Origin of the sequence: Pseudomonas sp. KB-10 (assembly GCF_018221585.1) — a bacterium.
In the GTDB taxonomy this organism is placed as follows: Bacteria; Pseudomonadota; Gammaproteobacteria; order Pseudomonadales; family Pseudomonadaceae; genus Aquipseudomonas; species Aquipseudomonas yangonensis.
Genome location: NZ_QYYB01000006.1, coordinates 29699 through 56257, shown reverse-complemented (window position 1 = coordinate 56257; position 26559 = coordinate 29699). Strand labels below are relative to the sequence as shown.

The following is a 26559-nucleotide window of genomic DNA, read 5'->3' as shown; positions in this document are numbered from 1 at the left end:
TTAACTAACTTCCACCCCCACCCACTACCGCGAGAACGGGGCTCGAATTACCCGTGACTGGCTTTCCATTGCAGGGGCCCCCGGCCTGATATGGCGGGCGCCTATGCCTATCAAGAGGAACCCGGCGCATAGTCTTAGGCCGCTGGCGGCATCCACCCAAGCGGGGGCGGGGGCGCGCAATCCCACATACCAAAGATTCCGGTGTAATGGGTGTAAGAGGTGTAACTTAGTTTCTGAAAGCCAGTATTGACGGGGCTTTCAGCCACATTACACCTTTGCCACTCATGCCTTACACCATCGATAAAACACGCCATTGGTGTAATGCCCAAGGCAATAAAAAAGCCGCTGGCATCGGTTACACCAGCGGCGGATAACAAGGCGGACAGAGCTGGGCCTAGCCGGCTTGACGTTGCGCCAGCTCCAGCCGTTTGACCTCATCCATTGCCCAGGACTCGAAAGTGGTTAACTGTGCAGTCTCGACGGGCTTGGCCAACGGGTAGCAGTTAACCTCATAGGTGCGGCCTGGGTAATGGTTGGAGAGCACGCCCTTTGCCCAGTTCGCCAGGGCCTCGGTGGAGAGGGGGCGAACCATTGCATGGCTCGCCCCATCGTTCACCGCATCCCAACACACCACCTGCCAGATAACCGGCAGACCTTGTACGGTCTCAAAGCCGTTGTGAAGTCTGCGGCTGAGGTCGCGGCGGTAGTTGCTGCTCATGCCGCAGCCTGTTGGTGCTGCAGTTGCAAGGAGTACAGAGTGACATCCCCGCCGCCGCCAGGTGCAAAGGTCGGCACCTTCAGATAGGTCAACGGATAGCCAACACCCAGCGCGACAAGATCAGCACCAATCCCAGCAAGTACGCTCACTGCCTGATCCCATTCCGCCCCCTTCTTCAAGCGCTGGGCCGCGTTGACCGCGAAGGCCGCTTTCTTCTGCTCGCCCTGCGCTGCAGTAAGCTGCTGGCGCTGTGCTTCCGCCTCGGCCTCAAGTGCCGCGATGACAGGAGCATTGGCCTCCTGCCTGGCCCGAGCATCGCGGCCTTCGACAATCACCGCTTCCATTGCGGCTTGAGCGGCCTTGAGTGCCTTGCTATCTCCGCTGGCGGTGGCCGCTGCCAGCGCCTGCGCAGCCTCTTGCTCGGCTTGTTGCCGGCGCTCGGCGCCCTGCACCTCTCCTGCCTGCAGCTCCTCCAGTTGCCCGACTACCCTCGACAGGCCTTCCCCGATCCTGGCTACCCGCTGTGCGGCGGCCTGCTCAATTTCCTGGGCTTTGCCGATTTCTGCGTCCGCGCCCGCCAGTTGTTCCAGGTACTGAACACGGCGCCCGATCCAAGCCATACGGCTCTCAACGTGCTGTTGTTGCCCGCCAACTTCCATACGCTGCTTCTGAGCTTCATAAAACTCAGGCGAGCCAACAGGCATAGCCAGGTGGTTCCAGTTCTTGGGCGCCGCATCCTCGGCCTCCTGCAGCTCGGCATAGCGCAATCCTAGTGCCTCGTGCTCGGCCGTCAGGGATTCCAGTTCTTGCTTCAGTTCGTCTAGCTCTTGCATGGGGTGTATCTCCAATTCGATATAGGGTCTGTTCGTTCACGGGCGGGCCAGGCCCGAAGGCGGCCGGCACTCTCCTGCATGCGGCAGCCCTGGCTTATGCGGCCTCGGGTGCTGCGTCTTCGGAGAACAGCGCGGCATTGCTCACCACATAGGTGCGCGTGCTGCCCATGCCGGGCAACGCCGTAACCTGTGCGGCCTTGCCATCCTTGCCGGGCAGCAAAATCCCACGTGCGACCAGCTCCCTGTTCACGTTGCGGGCGTTCATGCCCTTGAAGACTTCGTTGCTCCAAGCGGTCGTCAGGAAGTAGTACGTCTTGGTGGTGTAGAGAATGTCGCCATAGCCATGGCTATCCGTGCGCTGGAAGCCGAGACGGTCAACCGTGCGCGGGCTGTGGTCATCGACCTTTGCGGCGACGCTCTCCCAGCGGGTAAACCGGCTTTCTCCATAGCGCTCGATGGTCAGGCGCAGGCGCTGCACAATGGCGTCGCCTTCCAGGTTGCCAGCCCCGCCCCGCTCAGCGAGCCAGGCGCCCAGGCACACCCTGGCCGCGTGTGTGGCCGTGCCATCCGGCCAGCCCGTGACGCCCAGCGACGTGGCCAGTTCGCCGGCTGCAGCAGCCAGGCCAAAGCGCGCCGCAGCTCGCTGGGCCTGGCCGCTCGCGTCAGCCGGCAATGCCTCAGCGGTGAAACGCTCCACCGTACTGCGCACCACGGCCGCATAGCCGCGCAACTTACCCGGCTCGCAGAGGGCCGACAGGAAGGCCAGGGCCGGCGTGCCGTAGAACTTGCCCGCCCGGGCCTTGAGCGCATCCGACAGCGCGGCGGCATCCTCGAAGCCATGCAGCACCTCGAACAACCCGAGGCCCTTGCCAGCGTCTGCAGGTACGGCCAGCAGCCGCACCTCCATCCCTGCTTTCAGTTCCTTGTGTGCCTCGGCCATGTGCTGCGCTAGCGTCTTCTCCCCGGTGGAAAGGAACAGCAAACGCCACTCATGCACCTGTCGGCCGGCCTGTCCTCGATCATTGGCACGAGCCTTGCCGGTGCCATTGCCAAGCATATAGATCATCTCGCCGATAATGCGTGGCTCTGACTGGCCAATTTCGTCCAGGATCAGCAGTGCATCAGACAAAGCGGCGGCAATGCTCTCCATCGCGTTGTCCGTCGCCCGCCACGGCATTACCAATCGGGGGCCACCCCATACCGAGGCAGCCACCTGCAAGTGCGTGGTCTTACCGCCCGAGCTGTCGCCATAGAGGTGGAAGCCACCCGACTCGGCGCCCAACAGATGCAGCAGCGGGCCGGCGAAGGCCACGCACAACACGAACGCCAGCCGGTTGTTACCGACGCAAAGCGCGCCAACCTGCTGCCGCCATTGTTCCAGGGTGCCGGCCTGGCTGATCGGCGGGAGGCGTGCCCCGGCTTCGTAGAAGTGCAGGTGCTCTACGCTCTGCCCTATCTGGCGATCCGGCAGCAGGTAGGCATCGCCATGCCAGCCCAGGCGTGTGACCAGACGAGCCCGCTCGGCACTGTCATAGCCCTGCAGGTAGCTCTGCAGGTCGTTGCGTGAATTGCGGGCGGTACGCACGGGAGCCAGGCGCAGGCCTGCATCAACCAGCGGCGCGACCACCTCCTTTCCGAAGTCGCCAGCCATGGCCCGGGCTGGGATGTTAAGCCGCTTCTTGTCGCCGTCCGGGTCGTCGAACTCCACCAGCAGACCCCAGCTCCCGCCGTTACCGTCTCGAGTGCGCGCCTTAATTTCCAGCCATGAACACACCGGCCGCGCCTCGCCATCCTCGCCGGCATAGAACACGCCGTCCGCCGTGACGCGGAAGCCGGCCGGCAGCGGCGCAGGCTTCTCGACTGGCGCCGGTTTGCTGCTGGCACTCCCCTTGCTGCTGGGCTTGCCGCCCTTACCTTTACTGGCAGGCGCTGCAGCCGGTGCCAGGGCGAACAGCTCCCCGGTACGTTCCAGCTCAGCCAGGTGCGCAGCCGTCCAGCCCTTGGCCATTGCATCGGCGGCGTCGTCGCCCTCGGCCCATTCGCCACCAGGGGCGAAGGTGGGCCGGTCGTCATCGAGGCCGGGGCGCTGGCTGAACACCGTCAGCGCAACCGAGCGCACCGAGGCCGCGCCAAGCTGGCGCAAGTGCTCGGCCAGGGCATCCATGCACTTGAGGCCGGGCGCGTCGTTGTCTGGCCACAACAGCACATGGCGGCCAGCCAGTGGCGCGAAGTCAGCCTTCTGCCAAGAGTTGGTGCCGTTGGGCCAGCAGGTAGCGACGTAGCCGGGCAGCAACTCGGCGGCAGCATCTGCCGACTTCTCGCCTTCGCACAGCACCACCGGGTCAGTTGCTCGGGTGGCCAGCTCATCGAGGCGCAGCAGCGGGCGCGGCTCGGGCAGATTCAGCCAGCGCCAGGCCAGTGAGCCATTGCCCGAATGCTTGCACCAGGTCAGCGGGGCGAACACCTTGCGCGGCGTGCCGCTGTCATCCGGCCCCAGGTCGAAGCGGTACAGCACCATCAAGGGTTGGCCATCGGCGGCGCGGTAGATCCACACCTTCGACGGTATGCCGTTCTTCCCATGCTGCGTGGGGAGCTTGCGCATAGCATCATCAGGGATTGGCAGCACCGGCGACCACTCGGGCGCCTTGGGCTTGCTGCTGGCCGGCGCGCTGGCGCTGACAGTGCCTGGCGTAACGCCCAGGAAGTCCGCCAGCTTGTTGCAAGCGTCCACCTCGCTGCCGCCGTCCAGGTAGCGCACCAGGTCAATCAGGTCGCCGCCCTTGTCGCCAGTGGCGAAGTCGCTCCAAGTGCCCTTGGCCAGGCTCACCTTGAGCGAGCCAATGCGCTTGTCGGCCCGCGTTGGGTTGGGTGCGGTGTATTCCTTGCCGCCGTCCACCCGCTTGCCACCGGGCAACCAGTGCGACAGCACCCGGTCAATGGCCTGCAGGGCGGCGCGCTTCACCTCGGCAAAGGTGGGGTACTTGCGCGGATTATTGGTTGCCTGGCTCATCGACCGCCCTCCCCATCCGGCAAGCCGGCCGCGCTGGCATCAACCAGTGCTTTGGCCATCTCAGCCAGGTACTGCACGGCGAACACCTCAGAGCCGCCCGCCGTGCCATCGGCCAAGCTCACCGTCAACGACTCCACACAGGACAGCAGGTTGGATGCTTGCTCCAGAGCAAGCGCTGCCGGCATATCGGCATTCACAGAGAACAAGCTACCGTCCGGAAACTTGCAGAACCCTTCTCGTCTGGTCAGCACAGGACGGCGCATCATTTGGCACCGCCTTTCAGGCGTTCGGCCTGCGCATAGAGGTCGTAACCACAACGCCGCACATAGTCGCCCAGCGCCATGACAGCCTGTTGCAAGCCGTTAACGTCATCGGCGTGCAGCTCGCTTTCATTCAAGAGCCGACCGATTGCCTCCAAGCCCATGCCGGCCGAGGTAAGGCCATCGGCACGCTGGCTCAATTGATCCAACTCCCAACGCGAATCGAGGTTATCCATGGCGCACCTCCTTTGCCTTCAGGGCAGCCGCAATCTCTTCGCAGGCATCGGCCCAGGCGTCACCCTCCAAGCTCTCCAGCCAGTCGCAGGCATTGGCCTGGGATTCAAGAGAGCGCTGGATAGCGCGGTGGTGGTTGTAGCGGTTGAGCCGAACAGCAAGAGAGGACTTGCTACGCAGTGCAGCAAGGGCCATCGCCTGGTGAGCGGCGGCGCGGATTTTGGACGGATTGAGGGCGTGCGGGTGCTTCATGGGTGGTGCTCCATTCGGTCGGTAGGAGCTGCCACAAACCGTCGCCAAACGATTATGGGTGGCAGCCGTGCGCAGGTTGGCGAACCGGCCCGAATGGACGCCGGCAGACCCGAAGGTCTCCCACGCACGGCCGCCATAGAACGACATTGCGGACACAAAAAATGCGCCTGCAATGGTCTTGGGGCGCATGTGCGCCATTCGGAAAGTCGGGTCGCCAAACCCGGCCGCTGGATTGACAGCGACGGGCGCAGAGTAGCGCGGCCGCTGGGGCTGCGCAAGGGTCAGCAGAGCGAGCATCGCTTGCACGATGCCCAGGCAAGGCATAGATTGAGTAAACACAGCGCGTTACCTCCAACGCCCTCGGCTGCAACCGGGGGCGTTCTCGTTTCAGGGGTTGGGTTTGTTCAGGCGGCACCTTGCATCAGTGCCAACAAGGGCGGGCCGCCCGCTTCGCCACGCAGCCAAGCGTTGATCCGCTTGTCATATGCGCACTGGCTGGCGTATTCCTCAGCACTGTTGCTGCGAGACTCCTGCTCAGCCTCAGACTGCAAGTGCTTCACATGGGCGGCACGCAGTTGGAGAAGATCGGCCCGTGCGGTCTCATCCATCCCACACCGCTGCCGCAAGTGCTCCGGCCAGAATCTCTCTGGCTGCAGTTTGGTTGCCTGCTCGACATCCTCACGGGCTTGCACCGCCCGGGCATCCGCATATTCAGCCCAGGTGCCGGCCTCATTGGCGTAATGGGCGTCACTCCCCACCAGCCAATAAGTCACCCAGTCCCCCAACCTGGCCGAGGTCATGGCCTTCAGTTGGGCAGGCTTCATAGCGAACAATCCGATGCCCTCCACGTGGGCGAACTCCTGCCGCACCACGTACCGTCCCAACAGCGGCGGCAAGTTCCACGGGTGTGGCTCGAGGGGTAGCGCCAGGCCGTCAGGGTTGAAGAAGTAGGCTTCTCGAGCTCGACCATCCCAACTCACGCCAGCAATGGTGCGCTGACGCCAATTGGGTTTGTCCGGGCGATACAGGCCAAAGCCGATCCGGTAGGGATCGAAGAACGGTTCCGCGAAGGGGTGACGGTTGTTTTTCATTGCGAAAGATCCTGTATCTGAATCAGAGAGAGCGCAGGCCTGCATCCGCCAGGATGCTGAGCAAGCGCGTTTGGTCGCCGTCTGCCACCGCCACGTCCACAGCTGGGCCGCCGCGTGGAGACTCAAAGCGCACGACGGTGGAGGGTGTTGCGGTTGGCTCGGCCTTAGCGGGCGTGCTTGAGGTATTGGCCTCAATGCGCTTTTGCTGCTCATCACGCTGGCGCTTCTGGGCGGTTTCGTCCTCGATCTGCCGCAGCAGGCCAAGTGCCTTTGAGGCGTTGGCGATGGCCTGGGCATCTCCCTTGGCATTGGCCTCGGCCAGTTGGGTCTGTAGTTCCTGGCGACGACTCTGGAAGCGGCGACGCTCGATGTCTTCCGTTCGCCCCTGCAGGCCGTCCAGCTCATCCATCAGGCTGTTCAACGTGCCTTGCGTGGATTGGGTAAGAGCCTGCATCTGGTCTTTTGCCGACTTGATAGCGGACTCAAGGCCGCTCAGGTCGGAGTCATCCAGCAAGCTCAGGGAGTGGCGCATGCCATTCGCGCTCTGCACGAACTTGCGCGCATCTATCGCACCGCTCTGGTAACGCTCCAGCAGGCCTTGCAGCGCTGCTTTCTGGCTGAGAAAGGCTTGCTGCGTCTGCAGGCTGGCGCGCTGTGTTTCAGCGGCCCAACGGCCGAGGCTGCTGGTCAGCGGGCTGGATAGTGCCTGCTGCACCTCGCCTAGCGCCTTAGTGACTTTCTCCAGAGAACCGCGCGTCGCGTCGAGGCCGCTGGTATCAATCGACATATCCATGGTGGTGAGGCCGCGCATCCGATCGTATGCCTCAAGAGCGGCCCTGCTCATACTCGCCAGCGGCTCACGGGCGCGGGTCATGACGCCCGAGAAGAACCCCTCCATAGCCGACATATCGCGCTTGCTGTTTTCCTGCAGATCCGTCAGGCCTTTGCGCTCCTCCTCCATACGCTGGCCAGAGATTCGCCGCAGCTCCTCATTGGTCACGATCCCGTCTTTCAACGCGTCGTTGTACATCTCCTGCGAGCGCAGCAGCTTTTCCCCGGCCTGCTCGCCGGCCTCGCCTGTCTCCTCGATGGCGCCCTTGAGTTCGCGTGCCTTGTCGCGCAAAGCGTCTTGCACCTTGGCGTATTGCTCGGCACTCATGCGCCCGTCGTGGAAGGCCTTGCTGGCAGCGACACCGATGTTGGCCAGCTCCATCGTGCTGCTGGCATCGCTGATCCGCGACAGGGCATCGCCCATATCTCGAATGGCGCCCGAGGCCTTCTCAACGTCGCCCCGTGCCTTGGCCATGCTGGTGCTGATTTCCGTGGCGGTCATGCCGGCGGTTTGCGCTGCTACCTTGAAGGCGGCGTCCAACTGTTCCAGCGCGGCCGGGTCATCGATCTTCTGCCGCGCGGCTACGTAGGCGGCAGCGATCACAGCGGCCGACTCCTGCGCACTGCGCCCGGACTCCTGCTGCACGCGGATCACTTCGCCGAAGGCCTCCAGGGTATCGCGGGTGGCCTTGTCGAAGCCGGTGTGTACCTCCTCCAGATCGATGCCCAGTTTCTGCAGCGCACGCCCCAGGCTGGCGTCAACCACCATGCCCAATGCGCCGGCGCCACGGCCCAGGCCGTCGAAGACTTCTTTCGCCACCTGCTGCACTTTCAGCAGGTCTTCACCGCTGAGCTTGTCCAGCTTGGCAATCAGAAACTGCTGGATCTGCTCACCGCTCAATACCCCGTATTGCCCGAGGTACTGCAGCAGCACGCCCATATCGCGCAGTTGGTCGGCGTTGCTCGGGTCGAAGCTCTTGCCCAGCTCGGCCAGGGCTTCCTCGGCATCCTTGCCACTGCGCCGCACGGCGTTGAACTGTTCGACCAGCTCCAGGGCGCCCGTGGTCAGCCGTCCCTTGAAGGCATCCGCCGTGAAGTCGGCGGCCTTCTCAATGGCCTTCATCTCACGCTGTACACCCGCAAGGCCTTGCTGGGCCTGCTTGAGGTCATCGGCCGACGCTGCACCGACTTCACGCCCCAACAACGCCACGCGCAGTTGCGCCTTACGGTAGGCCTCCAGGGCAAGCAGCCGTTGCCTGTAGGCGTCCCGTTCTTCGTCGCTGGCGCGGCGCAGCTCACTGGAGCTTTTGAACTGCACACCGGCCGCATCTTCCAACCCTTGCGCCGCCACCTTGGCCGCTTCGTACTGCTCGCGCATCTGCTGCTTGAGTCGTTCGATGCTGGCCTCGGCCTCTTTCACGGCCGGCGTCATCTTGGCGAACATCTCACCCAGCGGTTTGCCGGCGTCGGCAGCAAGCATGGCAATACCCGCCCAACCGGCCAGGCGCCCAGTCAGCGACAGCAGCCCCTTGGCCAGGCCAAGAACGCTTGCGCCCATCTTGCCCATACCGGACGCGAGCACCTGGGCAGCACCAAGACGGGAAGTGGCCGCTGCTGCTGCGTTCGTTTCCAGCGTCAGCGCGCGCATCTGCAGCGCGCCGCCTTGCACCGAGGTCGCCCAACGGGTCATGGCCGTGACCATCCCGGCCAGCTTTAGCGCGGCGTAGGCTGCTGCCATGGCCTTGAGTTCGGTGGAGTGGCGCGCCACCCAGCGGCCGGCGTTCTCCAGGTTGCGAGCCAGGCTCACCAGCGCATCGCTGGCTTGCTTGGCCCAGCGATCCAGGGTGCCGTCATCGGCCAGCGCCTGCAGGTAGTCACCCAGCTCTTTCAGCTTCTGCTTGAGGTAGTCGAAAGAACCGCTGTCAGCCACACGCCCGGCGAAATCGCCTAGCTGATCCGTGAGGCGTTTCCACAAGCCTGTCGCGGTATCCAAACGAGCGGCAGCAGCCGCACCGCCGTAGCTCTCGGCAAGCATGTCCATGATCACCGCTTGCGCCTCGGCCGTGCGCCCGGTGGCTACCAACTGCTGCAGTAGCTCTTTCTGGCCGGCTTCCAGCTTGAAGCCTTGGCGGCCCAATGCGGCCATGGCCTCGGCCGGCGACTGCAACGCCTTGCCCACGGTCTCGGCAGATTGCTCGATGCTCATGCCCAGACGCTGGGCTTGATCCACCACAATCTGCATCGCCCGGGGAAACTCCTCGGCCGCCACGTCGGTGTAACTCAGCAGCCGGGTTTCCGCTGCCACGATCTGCTCCGTGCTGAACAGCGACGAGCTGCGCAACTGCTCGGCCAGATCCTGCAACTGCTCAGCCGTCAGCCCGGCCGCGTTGCCGGTCGAAGCCAGCGCCGCATTGAGCTGGGCCAGCGCCTGTTCGTTGTCGTTGCCCGAGCGGAACACCGCCGTAATGCCTTCACGCAGCTTGCCCAGCACCTGGCCAACGCCCAAAAGCCCAGCCGCATAGGCAGCCAGGCGCTTGATGCTGATACCAATCTGGTTGCTGTGCTCGGCCGTGGTCTGGGCGCCCTCCCGCTGGCGCTGCAGCAGCTCGCGTGCGGCCACAGCCGCGGCTTTCTTCTTGCCTTCCAGTTCGGTACTGGCGGTTGCAGCGTCCCGCTCTGCCTCGGCAGCCGCACGGCTGGCCGCCGCTTCGTCCGCTCGCACGCTACGACGCTTGTCTGCATTCGCCCTGAGCGCCTGCTGGGCCTTGGTCGCCTCTTCGGCCAAGCGTTTCTCCTCGGCCGCGAGCTGCTTGGTATCAACACCTGCCAGGTTCAACGCCGTGGACAAGTCCGCCAGCGTTGGGCGCAGGGAGTCGATATCCTTGTTTGCCCGCTCGAACTGGCGCTCAGCCTCTTTCAGACTGGCCGTGAGCCCCTTGCTTTTCGGGGCTTCATCCAGTTCTTTGCGCAGTTGCTCAATCCGTTTTGCCGCCCGCTCAGACGCCGCCTCGGCTTGCGCCAGGTTGCGTTCGGCAGTCTGTAGTTCACGGATAAAGCCTTGTGAAGCCTGAGCAGTATCTAAAGCCTTACCTAGCTCATCTGCCTCTTTAGCCAGTTCTGCTATGGCCTCGCCGGCCTTTTCCGCAGCCGGCGACAACTCATCTTTCCCTCGCAGCACAAACTGAATTAGGCGATCCCTGAAACTCATACGTCACCCCCTGGCTGCTTACTCTCGAGTACAGCCAAGGCCTCACGCATGGTATGAAGGACATCTTCCAAAGCAGTTATAGCGCGCCCACAGATGCTGGCTTGCGTGTCCTCATCTCGGTCTCTTCCACAATGGACTGACACAGTGAAACGCCAGCCGACAGGGGTGTGATCGAAGCGCTGCACGGGGATCGGGTGCGGTTGTATCCGTCTCATGCGACACCCCTCCCCCGTGCAGCGATACGTGCCTTAACCCAGGCTTGAACCTCAGCCAGTACCCAGGCTACCGGGGCACCACGGGCAGTGCTGTCGCTAAGTTTTACCGGCTGAGGAAAGTTGCTATCTGGCTGCCGAAGGAGCTTGTAGATGGTTGGGCGAGCCAGCCCAACAATGGCTACCACTTCGCTAATGCGGATAAGCGTGGCGGCCGGATCATGGGCACTACTGCAGCGCCTTGACTCCAGAACCGGCGTAGAGCGAGGCCCTGCAGGGCTGTCGACGAGAGGTATAGGTTGGTGAACCATGGGGTAGTCTCCTGTAGATTGCTACAGACAGAACCCTATGGGTGGCCAGGGGCGTTAGGCAGGGGGACTTTACTTTTTTTGCGGTTAACAACAAGGGTCGTATAACAATTGTGCGCGATAACCGCCAGTCTAGCGTCTAGGCTAATAAGAACAGTTGATAACACTTAGCGACAGCAGGTAAAAGCCAGAAACATAATTATGAAATCATTCGAAACAGCGTGACACCTATATTATTCGCAGTGATATTTTCTGCCTAAATCACTATAAATTTTTTCTAGAGCATCTTCAGACTCTGCAAAAGGCCAAAGCTCTTTTAGAGCAGAAGGCTGAGTATGGGCTAAAAAATAAGTTAATACAGAAACAGGTTGAGACCAGAACGCATCAGAGTCTATACGGCTTACTATTCTCTCGCCTATATAGGAGCGCTCACTCATAAATCTAGCAACTTCATCAGCAGTATCATCCTCGATAATCGGGGTTAACTCATCCAAAACCATCATATTAAATTTTTGATCTTTAAACTTCGAATTATGGGTTTGGGAATCATAAATCGCCGTCAACTGCTCAAGCAGTTGGCCACGACCTTGCATTTCCGAATCCAATATATTCATTGTTTCACAGAACAAGTGATCAGCCGTCTCAATCAATGCAGCACTACTTGACACAAACCTCACGGCGCGCGTCGGAGCAGACCAAGAACTTTTGTAAATCGAGTCATGGACAACCTCGGCGTAAGCATGCTGCATTAAAGTACGCAACTGTAACTCACAACAGGTGTTACTGCTAACCTTAACACCGCCTATCAGTGTATCCACTTTAGCACGTATTTCATAATGATGAGACTGATACCCAAACTTATCCGGCGCACCCTCATACTCTTTCGAAGTATCTCGCGACTTACGTATGTCTAGCCCAGCATAAGACTCAAGGGCCAAGCACAACGTCTCGACATCAGGACTAAGCAGGCAAACCGCTCTAACACCAACCAGATCTGTCATTTCCAACATTGGGTCACGGTATTTTTTTCTTGAAAGTTTGCCTACCGCAGATTCAACCTCCTTCACCCTGCTAGATAGCATCTGTAATTTAATATTTCTTGAGCTGGCAATTTCTTCGATTAATTCTGAGACATACTTACCCCATTGGCGCAGCTCTGGCTGCGCCGCAGATAGACGATGCTCGAAATCATCAAGCCCCACTATTCTTGACCTTCTATAACACCTTTAATCTTAACGTCGGTATAGCCATCCACCAGACCACCAACCTTCACATTCTCAGCCAATTCCAAGTCAGCAGGCACTTGAATCTTTATACCATTACTAAAGTCTAGCCTACGAGGACGCCGCAGCTTAGCTTTAATATATGCAAGATCTTTAACTATGGCAGTATCTGGCAGACCAGCATTATTCATCTGCCTTACATAGTCATCCTTAGATTCTTTAGGGAGATGCTCATCAGCAAATTTAACAAAAGAAACCGTTCCCTTGTTGCTTCTCAACTCAGATCTCAAAGCCTCAAGCAGGTCAATCCTTTCAGGCTGAGGTATTGGCAGAGAATTTATATACCGCCTAGTCTCCTCATAAAATTTCTTAGTTTGAAATTTTGACGACTTGACAATATTCATCCCGAGGAAAGCATTATAAAAATATGCAGCTGCAGATTTGGTTTCAGTACTAGTAAGCAAGTGATCAAAGAGGAAGTAACGGTAGTTTTCTTTTTTGAACAGTTGATCCACAGGCGGTTCGTAGTTCATCTCAACGGCCAAACCTATCTTGTAAAGCCTTTGTGTCTGCGAAAGCAACATCTTCTTAATGAGAGCTAAGCTTACTGACCCGTTGACTTCCACAATATTAAAGCCTTTATCAGTCTCCGCCTTTATCGCAGCAACATATGGCTTTTGATTCACACCAACCTTACCCTTTAGTACAATCAGCACTCCGCCAGGCCACTTCGGATTTGTCTGCGCATCAGTTAGGTCAGTAGCTAACTGCTTAGACAACGCAACAAATTCAACATCGGAGCTTCTGATTGCAGAAGCTGCTTTTTGCATAAATGAATCAGCATCGTCTTTATCTGCATATATTTCGATGCCGTGCGATGCGCTACCTAGGGCGTCAGTCACTCGAACTTGAATAAGATCCCTTGAATCCACATCCAGAGTAATAATTTCATCAGACAATTGAGGAGGCACAACGACCCCCTCTTTCGTTCTAGCATGCACGGTATGCGCAATCAGTTTGTCTATGGAAAGGGCTTCAAACTTAAATTGTTCCATAATTACATTCCATTAGCTCTACGCAATCAAAACACCTGCGAGAGACTTTAAATTGACAGCCAACAAGAGAACTCACTCTCACACGAAGACCAAGCAAAAAACGCCAGTCTCTTCTTTCAAGTAAGCCACATTAAGAGTCGGCAACTTAATATATTAGCCATTCTGGATGAACGGCACCGCAGCACTAGATTTCAGTTATGGTGTCGCGCAATGGAAAAGATAGTTTCGTAGTTCATTTCACTTCCTTGATCCTACTACCGTCTGGAGCCCCTGATGTACCAGCGTTAGGGAGGTCGTTTACTGGGCGCTGGCACGCCTCTTATCAATGTAGCAGCACAATGCCACTGCCGGAAGAAATTAACCAGCCTGGTCACCCTTGCTCACTAGGAGAGCGTAGAGGTGCACTGCAACTAGGCTAGCTATGCAGGTTGTAACGCCTAAGGATGGCGTTCATAGCGGGCTTACTGAGTGCCTGACCAGTTTCCCGGAGCTGCCATGCTCGTAGCTTGCCGCTCAGGTTATGCAGTCGAGTACCTGAGCGCACTAACTCCAAAGCCTTCTGTCGAATGGCTTCATCACGAACATCGGAACCGGTTTGCAGACGCCTTGCCAGCTCCCCCCAATAGCCATCAGCCTTGAACACGGCTAGACGAGACGCTGCATCGGATAAATCGGCGAATCGTTGGCAACCTGCTATAGCGTCGGCGTCCAACGCCAAACGCGTAGAAGCCACGCAGTCCCTTACAGGATGGATCGCATCCAAATACAACAAGTGCTGATCAAGATGAGCGACAGCATCAGTTTGCTTGTCCTGTAAAACAGGAAACAGGGCATGCAGAGCTAATGCAGCGCAGGCCATCACATAGGCTGCGATTGCTTCGATATCCCCGGCCGTAACACCGGCGAACGTCCGGAGTTGATCGGGCAACACGTCAACGCCATAGAAATCCACCTGCTGAGCAATCGCGTCATTTTTGCCGCAGGCCTCTGCTGTGAGGCGATAGGCGTCCGGGCCAGTCAACCAAGGCCGGCATTCCCCCATGATGGCGAGAACGCCTTCTATCTGTCCGGTGTAATCGTCCAGATGCGGGAAGCAAGACAGCCGCTCCCGGATACGGTCGGCCGGTCTCCCATCCGGCACCAGGTAACACCCGGTGAGGAAAGCCCACTCTCCCCGATCATCCACGAGTCACCCCCGGGCCCCGAAGCCAGCGACCATACCCGCGCTGGTTTGCTCATTCCGCAGAAGGCCAACAGGCAGGAGCGGGGCCGGTATCGTGTCGGAAGAGGCATTACACCAATGGTGTAAATTACACGGGGTGTACGCACTGCCCGTGCCTTGTGTAATTTCTCTGAAAGCCCCGCCACGCAAGGCTTTTAGAGTTTTAATTACACCCGTTACACCGATTACACCTGATTTTTGAGGGGTACGGGTTCGCATGTTCAAACCGCCTTGCCGAAGTTGACCGGCACCACGTTAGCGGCGCCCTCCCCTCGGTGAGCAAAGTCATAGGGGGTGACGTGCTGCTGCCGGTTGGAATCGAGGTAGTCAGCCCACCACTGCACCATAAGCCTGCGCTCTTCGAGGTGTTCCGCCTTATGGATGTAGGCAGCCCGCACCGTGTTGCGCTCTTGGTGGCTCATCTGCCGCTCTACCGCCTCGCGCGTCCACAAGCCCGACTCCACCAGAGCAGAACAAGCCATGGCACGGAAGCCATGTCCGCATACCTCGGCCTTGGTGTCGTAGCCCATACGGCGTAGCGCAGCGTTCACGGTGTTCTCACTCATGGGCTTGTGGTGGTAGTGGTCGCCGGGGAACACCAACTCATACCGGCTGGACAGCATATGAACCTGGCCGAGCAAACCCAGCACCTGCCGGCTCAGCGGCACCAGGTGCGGTGTGCGCATCTTGGCCCCTCGGCTGGAGTGCTTGACGCCCTCGATAGCCTCACGCTCACCCGGGATCGTCCAGAGGCTGGCTTGCATGTCGATCTCCTGCCACCGGGCAAAGCGCAGCTCGCTGGAGCGGATAAACACCTGCAGGGTGAGTGCCACGGCCAGCTTGGTCAGTGCGCGGCCGTTATAGCTGTCGATCCGCTGCAGCAGCTCGGGCAGCCGCTCCAATGCCAGCGCCGGCCGGTGCTGTGCCTTACGGGTCGCGGTAGCGCCCACCAGGTCACTCGCTGGATTGGTTTCGATAAGCCCATGCTGGACGGCGTAGCGCATCACCCCAGTGGTGTACTGGCGCAATCGGCCGGCCAGCTCCAGAGTATCGCGCTGCTCTGCCACCTTGAGCGGAGCCAGCAGGTCACGCACCTTGAGGCTTGCCACCGAGCGGCTACCAAGCGTCGGGAACAGGTGCTGTTCCATGCGGCGCAGTACCTTGGCGGCATGATCCGGTGACCACTTGCGAGCACCGGCCGCATGCCAGTCCAACGCCACGGCCTTGAAGGTGTTGGCCAGCTCGGCCCGGGCGTTCGCCCTCGCCTGCTGCTCATGCTCAATGGGATCTACACCTTCGGCCAGCAGCTCGAGGGCTGCAGCACGGCGAGCGCGCGCAGATTTGAGCGTGAGGGCTGGATAGTTACCGAAGGTGGCCAGCCCAGCCCGGCCATCAGGTCGAGTGAACTTGAAGCGCCATGTCTTGGCGCCGCTGGGCTTGACCGCCAAGTAGAGCCCCTGGCCGTCGAATAGCTTGTATTCCCTCTCGCGTGGCTTAGCTGCCTCGCATTTTGGGTCTGTCAGCGGGGTTACTGGGCGTGCCATAGGAATACGTTTTCCTTACCGAACCGGCGTATCCCCATTTTTATTCCTAAAATCGGGATATGTACAGAGATAAGGAGAGACAGCCATAAACAACAAAACCGGCCAAGATGGCCGGTTTAGATGGGTTTCGTAGACTTATAGAGACAGCTAGAAACAGATGAATGGTGCCCGAAGCCGGACTCGAACCGGCACGCCATTGCTGGCGAGAGATTTTAAGTCACCAAATAAATTCAATAAAAACAGTAAGTTATACGTATTTTAGTTCCGCAAACGCCGCAAGCTAGATCCGCTGCAGCCCCCCTAAATTCAAGGGGGCGTTGGGTTTTGCGGAACACTTGAGAGGAAGTCAGCAGGTAATCCCCCCATTTTCAGCACACGCCAGAAGTAGAGGTCAGGCCGCGAGGGCCAACTTCTGTTTGGGGGTGATACCTCCCAAGGCCATGTTTGGCCGTTCGTGATTGTATGTCCAAACCCATCGCGTAGCGTGCTCCTGCACTTCGGCGATGGAGTCGAACAGGTAATGTCCCAGCCAGTCGTAGCGCACCGTGCGGTTGTAGCGTTCGACATAGGCGTTCTGCTGCGGCTTGCCGGGCTGGATATGTTCGAGGCGGATGCCATGCTTCTCTGCCCACAGCACAAGCTTGCTGCTGATGTATTCCGGGCCGTTGTCACTGCGAATCGACCGGGGTTTGCCACGCCATTCGATCACCTGATCCAGCGCACGCACCACCCGCTCTGCCGGCAGTGAGAGGTCTATATCCATGGCCAGGGCTTCGCGGTTGAAGTCGTCGATCAGGTTAAACAGGCGGAAGCTGCGACCGTCTGCCAGTTGATCATGCATGAAGTCCATCGACCAACAGTGATTGATCGCCTCCGGCACAGCCAGAGGCTCGGGCTTCTCACGCACGATGCGTTTGCGCGGCTTGATTCGCAGGTTCAGCTCCAGCTCGCGATAAATCCGGTACACCCGCTTGTGATCCCAGCGGTGGCCTTTCACGTTGCGCAAATACAGGAAGCACAGCCCGAAGCCCCAGTTGCGTTGGTTATGCGTTAGCCGGATCAGATGCTCGGCAATTTCGCCATTCTCCGAAGAGAGCCGTGGCCGGTAGTGATAGCCGGTGACGCTGATACCGAAAGCCAGACACGCCTGCTTGATGCTGGCCCGGCCCGAGCGAACCGCGTGTTGCGCCATCTCTCGCCGCCGAGATGGCTTCACCACTTTTTTGCCATCGCCTCCTGGATGATCTCGGCCTTCAGGCGCTCCTCGGCGTACATCTTCTTCAGGCGACGGTTTTCCTCTTCCAGTTCGCGCAGCCGAGCCATCAAGGATGCGTCCATGCCACCGAACTTGGCGCGCCACTTGTAGAAGGTTGCCGAACTGATGCCATGCTCGCGGCAAAGCTCAGGGACTGGGCTGCCGGCTTCAGCCTGCTTGAGGATAGCGATGATTTGGCTGTCCGAAAAACGCGATGTCTTCACGCAAAATTTCCTTGATCCGATTAGGAGAAAATTCTACTTCTGACAAGTACTGATTTTAGGGGGGATTACCAGCAGAAGATTGATCGGTGCCTTTATTCGCCCAAGCTTTGCTTGGCTCTGTAAACGAGCTTGCAAGACTTGAAGCCATCCTCCAAGCATCCAGTCAGCCACTCGTGAGCCACCAGCCTTTGTATTTCATCGCCTACGCTTCTCCCAAGGCATCCCATCTGCCATCCGGAGGTGTCCGTTATGGTCGCTATGAGCATCACCACTCTTACTCTGAATCCCGCTTGGATTTATCCATCTAACCGGACGAGAAGATATTGAGGCAAGTGTCCTACCCTTATCGTTGGGAGAGCAGTCGATGCTACTCTCGCACAGCGGAATACTGCGCCGAATGGTGCTTTAAGAAGAAGGTCAATTGCGGATTCTGGACAGAAACTGATCTAGCTCAGGAGATCCGAAGAGAACGGCAAGTTACCGCCAGCAGACTCTACCTCCACCCACATTCACCACCTGAAGCACCTCACTGACACAAAAAACTCCAAAGTAATTTAGCTCGCAGGGAAAGCTTGGCAAATAGCGAAGATGACTGAAGAATGGCCTCATCGATCACGGAAGGTCACTGGGGAAGATTTGGTGATTCGCGATTCATCTTGGCCTGAGACTTCTGCAGACTTGTTCCGCCACGCCACTGCGGAAAAAGCGACCCTCTATCGCTCCATTATGGAGGTGTTTGCTGCCGCCAAGCGCCAGTACCGCCTGCAATTGCGACCCGACGAAGTATTGTCCGAGGCGAATTGGGGCAACAGAACGCCACCTGCTCAGGAAGAGATTGCCGCCGCACTGGCTCAGCTAGCTGCCTGGGGCAATCTCGAATCACAGCCGGACATGACGCGCGTATCTACGCTCAACGATTATTATCGAGCACGTTTTCTCTATCGGCTCTCGCGCGGCGGCGAGGCGGTAGAGGCCGGCCTGATAGCATTCGCACAGAGCCTACGTCATCGTGCAGAACTGCAGACAGTTGCGCTGGAGGACATCGACAGCCGCTTGCGCGCCTTGCAGCGATTGATGGCTGAGGCGCAATCAGTCAACGACCTTGATACCGCCAAGGCACATGAGATTCTACGCGACCTAGTGCGGGTGTTTGAGGGTCTCACTGAAAACGCCCAGGCGTTCATGGCTGGAGTGGCACGTAGTCTAGAGTTGCAGCAGGCCGACGCCACCGCATTGGTCGCTTACAAGCGACGGCTGATCGACTATCTCGAGCGCTTCATGGGTGATCTGATCCGCCGCTCCGATGCCATCGCCCGCACGCTGCATGAATTGTCCGCCGCCATCGACTATGTCTTACGCCAAGTCGCTGCACGTGAAGCGCGTGATGCCGCCCCCGACGGCACTGGCGAGCAGGCAGAGGAAACGCAGCGTCGCCAGGATATCTGGCGCGAGCGCTGGAAAGGATTGCGCGGCTGGTTTCTGGCCACCGGCAACGAACCACCTCAAGCAGAACTACTGCGTGCCCGAGCGCGCTCGGCGATTCCGCAACTGCTTAGCGCCATCGCGGCAATTAATGAGCGACGCAGCGGGCGCAGCGACCGGTCGGCCGATTTCCGAGTGCTGGCACAGTGGTTCGCTGCATGCGACAGCGACGACGATGCACACCGTCTCGCGCAAGCAGCGTTCGCGCTGCACCCAGCACGCCATTTCTCACTAGAGGTTGCTGATGCAGACGACGTGCCAGCGAGCACCTCTTGGCTGGATGCACCTCAGCTGATCATCAATCCGCGCTTGCGCGAGTACGGTGAAGCCGCGCCGCGCGGCGCACTGGCGAAAGTGCGCGATCGTAGCCGGGATCGGGCGCTGATGGCTCAGCAATTGGCGGAGGAATCGCGCCAAGTCGACGCCGCGCGCCGGCGATTGGCGACCGGCCGCCCGACACGCTTATCGGAACTGGGCGAGCTCGATGTGCATGCCTTCGGCCTCTTTCTAGGATTGCTTGGCGAGGCGCTGGCCGAACAACACGACCCGAACAGTCCTGTCGAGCGTCAAACGGGCGACGGTCTGCTGCGTATTCGCCTGGAACCTCTGGCTGAAAACAGCCGCGCCCAAATCTGCACGGCAGCCGGGGTCTTCTCCGGCCGGGATCATCTGCTGACGATCCGGCTCACCGAGGACAGATCATGAGCATACCCTCGTCCCGCCGTGGCACCCGACATGTCGGAGAAACACAGAAGGCGCAGCAGCAAGACGAATTCCGCCGGGCTCTGCGCAGCCTGCTGATGTGCCCGCTCATGCCGCCAGGGCACGCGGATTTCCCCGCCGTACGTCGCCAAGCCGAGCGCCTGCGCGAGTGGTTCGCCCGCGAGACCGGCTGGCCGCTGCATGTGGACCGCGAAGGTGCCCGCCTGTTCAAGCGCCCGGCCGACCTATCCGCCCCGACCCGTGGCCTGCCGGACTATGACCGGCGTCGCTATGTACTGCTGTGCCTAGCTGCTGCAGTGCTGGAGCGAGCCGATCCGCAGATTACCCTGCGACAAATCGGCGAGCGGATCGTACAACAAGCCGCCGACCCGGCATTGGAGACATTGGGTTTCGCCTTCACCTTGCACGGTGCTGCCGAAAGACGCGAGTTGGTCATGGTGTGCCGTACCCTCTTGGATCATGGCATTCTCGAACGTGTCGCTGGCGAGGAAGAGAGCTTCGTGCAGGACGGCAGCGGGCCACAGTCCGACGCCCTCTACGACATTCACCGGCGCTTGCTGGCCGGCCTGCTAGCTGCGGTGCGCGGGCCCTCGACCTGGAGCACAGAGGAGACTCCGGGAAATACCGAGGCTCGGCTGCATGCACTGGTGGCTGGCTTTACGGTGGACAGCGAGCAAGGCAGGCGAGATGCCATACGCCACCACCTGGCGCGACGCCTGCTCGACGATCCGGTGCTGTATACCGACACCCTGGACGAAGAGACGCGCAGCTATTTCGTCAATCAGCGCGGTGTTCTCGCCAACCGCTTGTGTGAAGCCACCGGACTGGTCGCCGAGCAACGCGCCGAAGGCCTGGCCCTGATCGACGAGAGCGGACAACTGACGGATGTAGCCATGCCCGCCGAAGGCACTGAGGCTCATGTCACACTGCTGGTAGCGGAGTACCTGGCCCGGCGTCTGCGTGATAAACGTGCCCCATTGCGAGCAACCGAAAGCGAAATTGCCCTGTTCCTGCGCGAGGCCGCTGGGCGATATGGCCGCTATTGGCGCAAGTCGGCGCGCGCGCCAGGCGCCGAACACGAGCTGGCGGAAATCGCCATCGCTCGCCTATGTCGTCTGGGCCTAATGCTGCGTGATATGCATGGCGTGCATCCGTTGCCCGCCATTGCCCGCTTCTCCCTCGGACAGACCGAGGTGCGCAACGCCCAGGGCGCCGAAACCCTGTTTCTAACCGAGCCTGACGCATGACCAGCGACCTATTCATCACCTCTTCCCGCCCCCCACTGCCCAAGCCTCTACGCGAACGCTGGCAGCCATTACGTCTTGGCCTCGTCGAACTGTTCCACTACGACAGCGAGGAGTTCTGGTTCCACGATGGCCATTTACTTCTGCGCGGCAATAACGGCACCGGGAAATCCAAGGTGCTGTCGCTGACCTTACCGTTGCTGCTGGACGCACAATTGCGCTCGTCGCGCGTCGAGCCCGACGGCGATAGCGGCAAAAAGATGGCCTGGAACCTTCTTGTCGGTAGCTATCCCCGCCGTATCGGCTACAGCTGGATCGAGTTCGGCCGACGCGAGCGCGATGGCCGCCCTCGCTACCTGACCCTGGGGGTCGGTTTGTCGGCAGTCGATGGCCGGGCTCAAGTAGACAGCTGGTTTTTCATCGTCGAAGGTGACGGCACGACACTAGACCCGCGTATCGGCGAAGATCTTTGGCTTACCACTGCCGAGCGCCAGGTCCTTACTCGCGAACGCTTGCGCGATGCACTTGGCGGACGAGGTCAACTATTCGAAAACCATCAGCTTTATCGCCGTGCCGTGGACGAGCGCCTGTTCCAGCTAGGGACACGGCGCTATGACGCTCTGATGGATACGCTGATCCAGCTACGCCAGCCACAACTGTCAAAGAAACCCGACGAAACCGGCCTGTCCAATGCCCTGAGTGAGTCTCTGCCTCCGTTACCACCCGAGCTGCTGGGCGATGTGGCCGAAGCGCTCAACCAGTTGGAGGAAGACCGCATTCAATTGGAAGAAACGCGCCTACTGGAGCAAACCGTCACCCAGTTTGAACGACGCTACCGCATCTATACCGGTATGTTGGCGCGGCGCCAGGCACGCGAACTACGCCAGGCTCAAACCCACTTCGACAACGCCAGCGAGGCCCGCAATCAAGCGCAGGCTGAACTCGTCAGCGCACAGAACGCGCAGGGTGAGGCTTTTGCGAAGCACGAGGCCGCGAAGCTGAAGTATTCGGCGGCCCGAGAGCTGGTAGATACGCTGCAGAGCGATCCCACCAACCAGGACGCCAACCGTCTTGCCCTGGAAGAACGCAATGCCGCCGAACGGCAACATGCAGCTCACACGGCAAGCCGACAGCGCGATGAAGCGCGTAGCAAACTCAATAGCGAAGTAGAACTGAGCCAGCGACGGACCGCTGCGGCCACTCAGGCTCGCGATGAGCTGGACAAGGCGCGTACTCGTACGCTGGACGCGGCCGAAGCACTCGCTATAACAGCAGACCTCGCAATCAACCCACTGCTTAGCCTTGAGGCCGAAGCGCTGGCGGCTCATCCTCCCGAGTACAGAGCAGCTGAAGAAGCCCTGCGCGAGCTGGTGAGGAATCGGCGCCAGGACATCGCCCATCTGCGTAAGCGTCATGCAGAAGTTAGCCAACACCAAGCGGTACTGGCGGACAAGCAAGAACACGTTCGAACCATTCGCGGTGAAATGGACATAGCACTGGCGCAACGCGAGCGGGCCGACCAGCAAGCCGAACAGGCAGGCAGCGCGCTGCTCGGAGCCTGGTCTGAGCACTGCACAAGCCTCGTCCAATTGCGCTTCGATGCTGAGCAGTCCTTGCTGCAACTGGCCGAGTGGGTGGCCCACCCGGAAGGCGAAAACCCAGCGCAAGTGGCACTGGACCACGCCTGGCAGACGACGCTGCAACGAAACGCCGCCCAGCAGGCGGAGCTGGACAGTTACCTTGCTAGCCTGAACAAACAGCGCGCCGATATCGAAGATGAGTGCACCCGCCTGGCCGCTGGCGAAGATGCGCTGCCCGCCGAGCCGCCCACCCGGGCCAGTGGTGTGCGCCTGCAACGGCACGGCGCGCCGCTCTGGCACCTGGTGGATTTCCACCCGAGCCTGGATGCCGCGCAACGGGCCGGGCTGGAAGCCGCCCTGGAAGCCAGCGGCTTGCTTGACGCCTGGCTGTCGCCAAATGGGATGTTGAGCGATAGCGACGGTACGCCGCTGCTGGATAGCAGCTGGCACCAGCGCGCGCCAGTGAACGCTGCCAACCTGAACGCTGCGCTGATTCCCGCATTGCCCGAGGCCTGTCCGATCACACTAGCAACGCTGACTGCGCTGTTGGCAGGCGTGGCTTACGGCACGCAGGAGCCGAGCGATGCCGAAGCCTGGCTGTCGCCTGATGGTCGCTATCGTCTGGGGCCGCTGGCAGGTGCCTGGCGAAAAACCGAGGCAGGCTACATCGGCCGCAGCGCACGGGAACTGGCACGACAACGACGGCTGGAAGCACTCGCCACCCTCCTCGCCGAACTCGACATGGCGCAAGCCAAGCTCGAACGACAATACGAAACCCTGGCCGCCGAGCGCAACCAAGCCGAACTGGAACGGAAAAGCGTACCCTCCGAGCGCCCACTGCACGATGCGATTGCTGCCGCGCTGCAGGCCGCCCGTGATGTCGATCGGAGCCGGCAACTGCTGGTGCTGGCCGAAACGCGCAGCCAGGAAGCCAAAGACGCATGGCAATCGGCACGCGAGCAGTTACACCACGACGCGACCGACCTGAGCCTGCCGGCAGACCCCGAGCTACTACCGACAACCGAAGAGGCCTTGGAACACTTCGCCAACGTCCAGGCGCATCTGGTCCAGGCAGCACGCGAGTGGCAGCGCGCATGGCCCGATCAGAGCCAGCAGCAACAGCGCGAAGACGAAGCGCGCAGGGTGCTGGAACAGGCCGACGAAACCCTGATGGTCGCCGACGAGCAGGCTGAACAGGCCCGGGTCCGCTTGGAGACACTACGCCAGTCCATCGGCCAGCAGGTGGAAGAATTGCTGGCCAAACTGGCCACCGCGCTCGCCGGACGTACCCAGGCCGAGCAGGAAGCCGAAACGCGCCGCACGGCGCTGGGCGAAGCGGAAAAACGGCTGGCCGTGATCGCAGCGCACGTCGGACGCACCGAGCAGACACTGAGCGAGCGTAGCGACGAGCGCACTACGGCCGTCGAACGCCTTCGCCATTTCAGCGCCAGCGGCCTGCTGGCAGCCGCATTGCCGGACCTGCAATTGCCTGAGCATTGGAGCATCGACCCGGCGCTGAACCTAGCCCGCCGCATCGAACAGGCGCTGACTGGCATCGCCGATGACGAGGCCACTTGGGCCCGCGTACAGAAACAGATCGCCGAAGACCTGAGTGAACTGCAGCGCGGGCTGAGCGCCTTGAACCACCAGGCCATCTCGGAACCCAACGATTGGGGCATCACCGTCACAATCCAGTACCAGAACCGTGCCGAGCGTCCCGATACGCTCGCGCTACTGTTGGCCGAGGATATTTCCCAGCGCAGCGAACTGTTGTCGGCGCGCGAGCGTGAAGTGTTGGAAAACCACCTGCAGGCGGAGATCGCCGCCGAACTACAGCGCCTGATGCGGGCTGCCGACGACCGTGTCAAGGCGATAAACAACGAATTGCACAAGCGCCCTACCACCACAGGCGTACGCTACCGCCTGCTATGGGAGCCGCTATCGGTCGAAGAAGGCGCACCGGCAGGCCTGGAGGACGCCCGCAAGAGCCTGCTAAATACCAGCGCCGACCTCTGGTCGACCGAAGACCGGCGTGCGGTCGGTACCATGCTGCAACAGCAGATCGCCGCCGAACGCGCCTTGGCCGACGCTGACAGCGCAGGTAGAAGTCTTCTCGATCAACTCGCCCACGCGTTGGACTATCGCTATTGGCATCGTTTCCGCATCCAGCGTCAGCAGGATGGTCAATGGCGCAAGCTGTCTGGACCGGCCTCCAGTGGCGAACGCGCGTTAGGCCTGACCGTCCCATTGTTCGCAGCTATCGCCAGTTTCTACGGCCACGGCGGCAGTCCCTTGGCGCCACGCTTGATGCTGCTCGACGAAGCCTTCGCCGGTATCGACGATACCGCCCGCGCCCACTGCATGGGCCTGGTGCGGGAATTCGACCTGGATTTCGTCATCACCAGCGAGCGGGAGTGGGCCTGCTATGCGGAGCTACCTGGCGTGTCGATCTGCCAGTTGCAGCGTCGCGAAGGTATCGATGCGGTGTTCGTCTCGCGCTGGACCTGGGATGGACGGGCTAAGCGACTCGAAGAAGATCCTGATCGCAGGTTCCCCTTGGCATGAAGACCAGCCCCGACTTACGTCTACAGCGCCTGCTCGGCGGGCCAGCACTGGCCGCCCTGCGCCAGCGCCTGCGCCGCCGTTTTGAGCTCGCCGATGCCGAGCAGTCGCTATCCTCGGTTCACTTGAGCAACCTCGCCCCGGTAGAGTACTCGGCTCTTTGCCAACTGACCGGCCGCCCCTCGCGTATAGCGCGCTCGATGACGCTGGACATTGCCGATCTCGATGCACGACTGCGTGCCGCAGGGCTAGCCAACTCGCTACAGGATGCTCTGGAGAGGCTGGATGGCCCTATCGTTGCGAAAGCCAGCCTGCGTAAAAGGCTATCGGCACAATGGTCGGCCCTGACAATCTCGGCGTCGGCCGAAGGCAGCCCTCTCCTCCGTGCCTGGCTGCAAAACACAGCAACCTCCATGCCCCTGCTCAAGCGTCTTGGGCGCGATCCCGCGCGCGCTACTCAGCTACTGGCAGCGACTGATACTGTTCTCCGCCGTCTACCCGTGGAAGGACTACCTCGCTCGCAACTTGCCGCCGAAACGCTGGGTGATGCCCATGCGCTAGATTCCGGCCGCCCTATAGCGACCCTGGTACTGTCGGCGTGGCGCCTGCACGAGCGTACGGGCAGCCCTCAAGAAGATGAGGCAGTAGCTGAGGCTGGCGGTGGCGCCGAAGAGCGTCTGCGGGAGGTCTGGTCAAGGGCGGGAGTTCTCGTCAACGAGCTGGCCCGCCCAGCTCTCTTTCTTAACTTGCCTGTGGCGCCAGACAGACACCGCACCTGGCTGCCTGGCGAGCCCGCCTACCTCTCACTACGGCAATTGGTTCGCAAGCCGTATTCCTGGGCAGTAGACGGACGGAATGTGTACGTATGTGAAAACCCGAACATAGTAGCCATCGTCGCCGACCGTCTGGGTGCCGATAGTGCTCCATTAGTCTGCACCGATGGCATGCCCGCCGCTGCGCAGCGAATTCTACTCGACCAGTTGGCCGCCGCCGGCGCGCGCCTGCACTACCATGGCGACTACGACTGGCCAGGGATCGTCATCGGCAATCACGTCATGCGTACTTGGCAGGCAGCCCCTTGGCGATTCGGGTGCAGAGACTACCTCGAAGCGGTGATGGTAACGCCGACGCGATCGCGCGATTTGGACATCAACGGGGTCGAGGCTCTATGGGACAAAGAGCTGCATACAGCTATGGACACCCAAGGACTCGCCATTCCAGAGGAGGCGGTTTTCAGCACGCTCTTAGACGATCTGAGCCATAAGGTGAATTAACCCACTCCATCATCAACAGATCGCCTAAACCAGCGTAGTCAAAGGGATTGGGAGTGATCGACATGGGCCTTGACCGTCATAAGCGTCAACCTTTTGCTGGCGCGGAAGATGGGGCAATTTGCGGGGTGGCGATTCTGGCTAGCCCATTGTCAATCGGTAGACATAATATCAAGAGCGCGTCGCATGCACAGCATCATGGCGCCCAACCATTCGT

General features: G+C 60.3%; 18 protein-coding genes. 4 read left to right on the top strand and 14 right to left on the bottom strand.

Translation table 11 applies throughout. The features are described 5' to 3' along the window. Window positions 1-394 precede the first annotated feature (394 nt). The 14 genes from DXK50_RS16845 to DXK50_RS16780 form a co-directional block, all read right to left on the bottom strand. A complete protein-coding gene (locus DXK50_RS16845; RefSeq protein ID WP_212631118.1) occupies window positions 395-718 on the bottom strand; it encodes a hypothetical protein in 324 nt (107 codons plus the stop codon). After that, window positions 715-1551 (bottom strand): coiled-coil domain-containing protein, encoded by an 837-nt coding sequence (locus DXK50_RS16840; RefSeq protein ID WP_212631117.1) that lies wholly within the window; start codon window positions 1549-1551, stop codon window positions 715-717. The genes DXK50_RS16845 and DXK50_RS16840 overlap by 4 nt, the downstream gene beginning before the upstream one ends. A 94-nt stretch (window positions 1552-1645) precedes the next feature. Next, window positions 1646-4561 carry a DUF927 domain-containing protein gene (locus DXK50_RS16835; protein WP_212631116.1) on the bottom strand — a complete coding sequence of 972 codons (2916 nt, stop codon included), beginning with the start codon at window positions 4559-4561 and terminating at the stop codon, window positions 1646-1648. After that, entirely contained in the window at window positions 4558-4827 is a 270-nt protein-coding gene (locus DXK50_RS16830) for a DUF3077 domain-containing protein (protein WP_249186913.1), read from the bottom strand. The genes DXK50_RS16835 and DXK50_RS16830 overlap by 4 nt, the downstream gene beginning before the upstream one ends. Next, a complete protein-coding gene (locus DXK50_RS16825) occupies window positions 4824-5057 on the bottom strand; it encodes a hypothetical protein (protein WP_212631115.1) in 234 nt (77 codons plus the stop codon). The genes DXK50_RS16830 and DXK50_RS16825 overlap by 4 nt, the downstream gene beginning before the upstream one ends. Further along, on the bottom strand, window positions 5050-5604 hold the full coding sequence (locus DXK50_RS24995) for a hypothetical protein (RefSeq protein ID WP_249186912.1): 555 nt from the start codon (window positions 5602-5604) through the stop codon (window positions 5050-5052). The genes DXK50_RS16825 and DXK50_RS24995 overlap by 8 nt, the downstream gene beginning before the upstream one ends. Before the next feature lie 107 nt (window positions 5605-5711). Further along, window positions 5712-6398 (bottom strand): hypothetical protein, encoded by a 687-nt coding sequence (locus tag DXK50_RS16815; protein ID WP_212631114.1) that lies wholly within the window; start codon window positions 6396-6398, stop codon window positions 5712-5714. Window positions 6399-6420: 22 nt separating this feature from the next. Further along, window positions 6421-10386, bottom strand: a complete 3966-nt coding sequence (locus DXK50_RS16810; RefSeq protein WP_212631113.1) for a phage tail length tape measure family protein — start codon at window positions 10384-10386, stop codon at window positions 6421-6423. A 262-nt stretch (window positions 10387-10648) separates the two neighbouring features. Further along, the gene (locus DXK50_RS16805; RefSeq protein ID WP_212631112.1) at window positions 10649-10960 is read right to left on the bottom strand and encodes a helix-turn-helix transcriptional regulator; all 312 of its coding nucleotides are present in this window, start codon (window positions 10958-10960) and stop codon (window positions 10649-10651) included. Between the two features lie 230 nt (window positions 10961-11190). Next, window positions 11191-12159, bottom strand: coding sequence for a GTP pyrophosphokinase (locus DXK50_RS16800; protein WP_212631111.1), 969 nt, complete (start codon window positions 12157-12159; stop codon window positions 11191-11193). Beyond that, window positions 12159-13235 carry a nucleoid-associated protein gene (locus DXK50_RS16795; RefSeq protein WP_212631110.1) on the bottom strand — a complete coding sequence of 359 codons (1077 nt, stop codon included), beginning with the start codon at window positions 13233-13235 and terminating at the stop codon, window positions 12159-12161. The genes DXK50_RS16800 and DXK50_RS16795 overlap by 1 nt, the downstream gene beginning before the upstream one ends. A 415-nt stretch (window positions 13236-13650) precedes the next feature. After that, window positions 13651-14421, bottom strand: coding sequence for a hypothetical protein (locus DXK50_RS16790; protein WP_212631109.1), 771 nt, complete (start codon window positions 14419-14421; stop codon window positions 13651-13653). A 257-nt stretch (window positions 14422-14678) separates the two neighbouring features. Beyond that, complete coding sequence (locus DXK50_RS16785; protein ID WP_212631108.1) at window positions 14679-16001, bottom strand: tyrosine-type recombinase/integrase; 1323 nt, start codon at window positions 15999-16001, stop codon at window positions 14679-14681. 391 nt (window positions 16002-16392) lie between these two features. Further along, window positions 16393-17480 (bottom strand): IS3 family transposase gene (locus DXK50_RS16780; RefSeq protein ID WP_212631107.1). Its coding sequence is split into 2 segments (ribosomal slippage): window positions 16393-17228 and window positions 17228-17480, totalling 1089 coding nucleotides; the frame shifts between segments, so codons are not numbered across the junction. 588 nt (window positions 17481-18068) lie between these two features. On the opposite strand from DXK50_RS16780, the gene DXK50_RS16775 reads away from it, so the two are divergent. Genes DXK50_RS16775 through DXK50_RS16760 form a run of 4 tightly spaced genes read left to right on the top strand, consistent with a single transcriptional unit; the run spans window position 18069 to window position 26345 of the window. Continuing rightward, on the top strand, window positions 18069-19667 hold the full coding sequence (locus DXK50_RS16775; RefSeq protein WP_090432268.1) for a TIGR02677 family protein: 1599 nt from the start codon (window positions 18069-18071) through the stop codon (window positions 19665-19667). Next, the gene (locus DXK50_RS16770; protein WP_090432266.1) at window positions 19664-20932 is read left to right on the top strand and encodes a TIGR02678 family protein; all 1269 of its coding nucleotides are present in this window, start codon (window positions 19664-19666) and stop codon (window positions 20930-20932) included. Before DXK50_RS16775 ends, DXK50_RS16770 begins: the two co-directional genes overlap by 4 nt. Further along, window positions 20929-25074: a TIGR02680 family protein gene (locus DXK50_RS16765; protein WP_212631106.1), complete on the top strand. Its 4146-nt coding sequence runs from the start codon at window positions 20929-20931 to the stop codon at window positions 25072-25074. Before DXK50_RS16770 ends, DXK50_RS16765 begins: the two co-directional genes overlap by 4 nt. Then, the gene (locus DXK50_RS16760; protein ID WP_212631105.1) at window positions 25071-26345 is read left to right on the top strand and encodes a TIGR02679 family protein; all 1275 of its coding nucleotides are present in this window, start codon (window positions 25071-25073) and stop codon (window positions 26343-26345) included. The genes DXK50_RS16765 and DXK50_RS16760 overlap by 4 nt, the downstream gene beginning before the upstream one ends. Window positions 26346-26559: the final 214 nt, after the last annotated feature.

Coding starts and splice junctions, on each gene's coding strand:
- DXK50_RS16830 (WP_249186913.1), bottom strand. CDS start 4,827: ATGATGCGCCGTCCTGTGCTGACCAGACGAGAAGGGTTCTGCAAGTTT.
- DXK50_RS16825 (WP_212631115.1), bottom strand. CDS start 5,057: ATGGATAACCTCGATTCGCGTTGGGAGTTGGATCAATTGAGCCAGCGT.
- DXK50_RS16785 (WP_212631108.1), bottom strand. CDS start 16,001: ATGGCACGCCCAGTAACCCCGCTGACAGACCCAAAATGCGAGGCAGCT.
- DXK50_RS16805 (WP_212631112.1), bottom strand. CDS start 10,960: ATGGTTCACCAACCTATACCTCTCGTCGACAGCCCTGCAGGGCCTCGC.
- DXK50_RS24995 (WP_249186912.1), bottom strand. CDS start 5,604: ATGCTCGCTCTGCTGACCCTTGCGCAGCCCCAGCGGCCGCGCTACTCT.
- DXK50_RS16760 (WP_212631105.1), top strand. CDS start 25,071: ATGAAGACCAGCCCCGACTTACGTCTACAGCGCCTGCTCGGCGGGCCA.
- DXK50_RS16770 (WP_090432266.1), top strand. CDS start 19,664: ATGAGCATACCCTCGTCCCGCCGTGGCACCCGACATGTCGGAGAAACA.
- DXK50_RS16795 (WP_212631110.1), bottom strand. CDS start 13,235: ATGGAACAATTTAAGTTTGAAGCCCTTTCCATAGACAAACTGATTGCG.
- DXK50_RS16815 (WP_212631114.1), bottom strand. CDS start 6,398: ATGAAAAACAACCGTCACCCCTTCGCGGAACCGTTCTTCGATCCCTAC.
- DXK50_RS16835 (WP_212631116.1), bottom strand. CDS start 4,561: ATGAGCCAGGCAACCAATAATCCGCGCAAGTACCCCACCTTTGCCGAG.
- DXK50_RS16765 (WP_212631106.1), top strand. CDS start 20,929: ATGACCAGCGACCTATTCATCACCTCTTCCCGCCCCCCACTGCCCAAG.
- DXK50_RS16845 (WP_212631118.1), bottom strand. CDS start 718: ATGAGCAGCAACTACCGCCGCGACCTCAGCCGCAGACTTCACAACGGC.
- DXK50_RS16840 (WP_212631117.1), bottom strand. CDS start 1,551: ATGCAAGAGCTAGACGAACTGAAGCAAGAACTGGAATCCCTGACGGCC.
- DXK50_RS16775 (WP_090432268.1), top strand. CDS start 18,069: ATGACTGAAGAATGGCCTCATCGATCACGGAAGGTCACTGGGGAAGAT.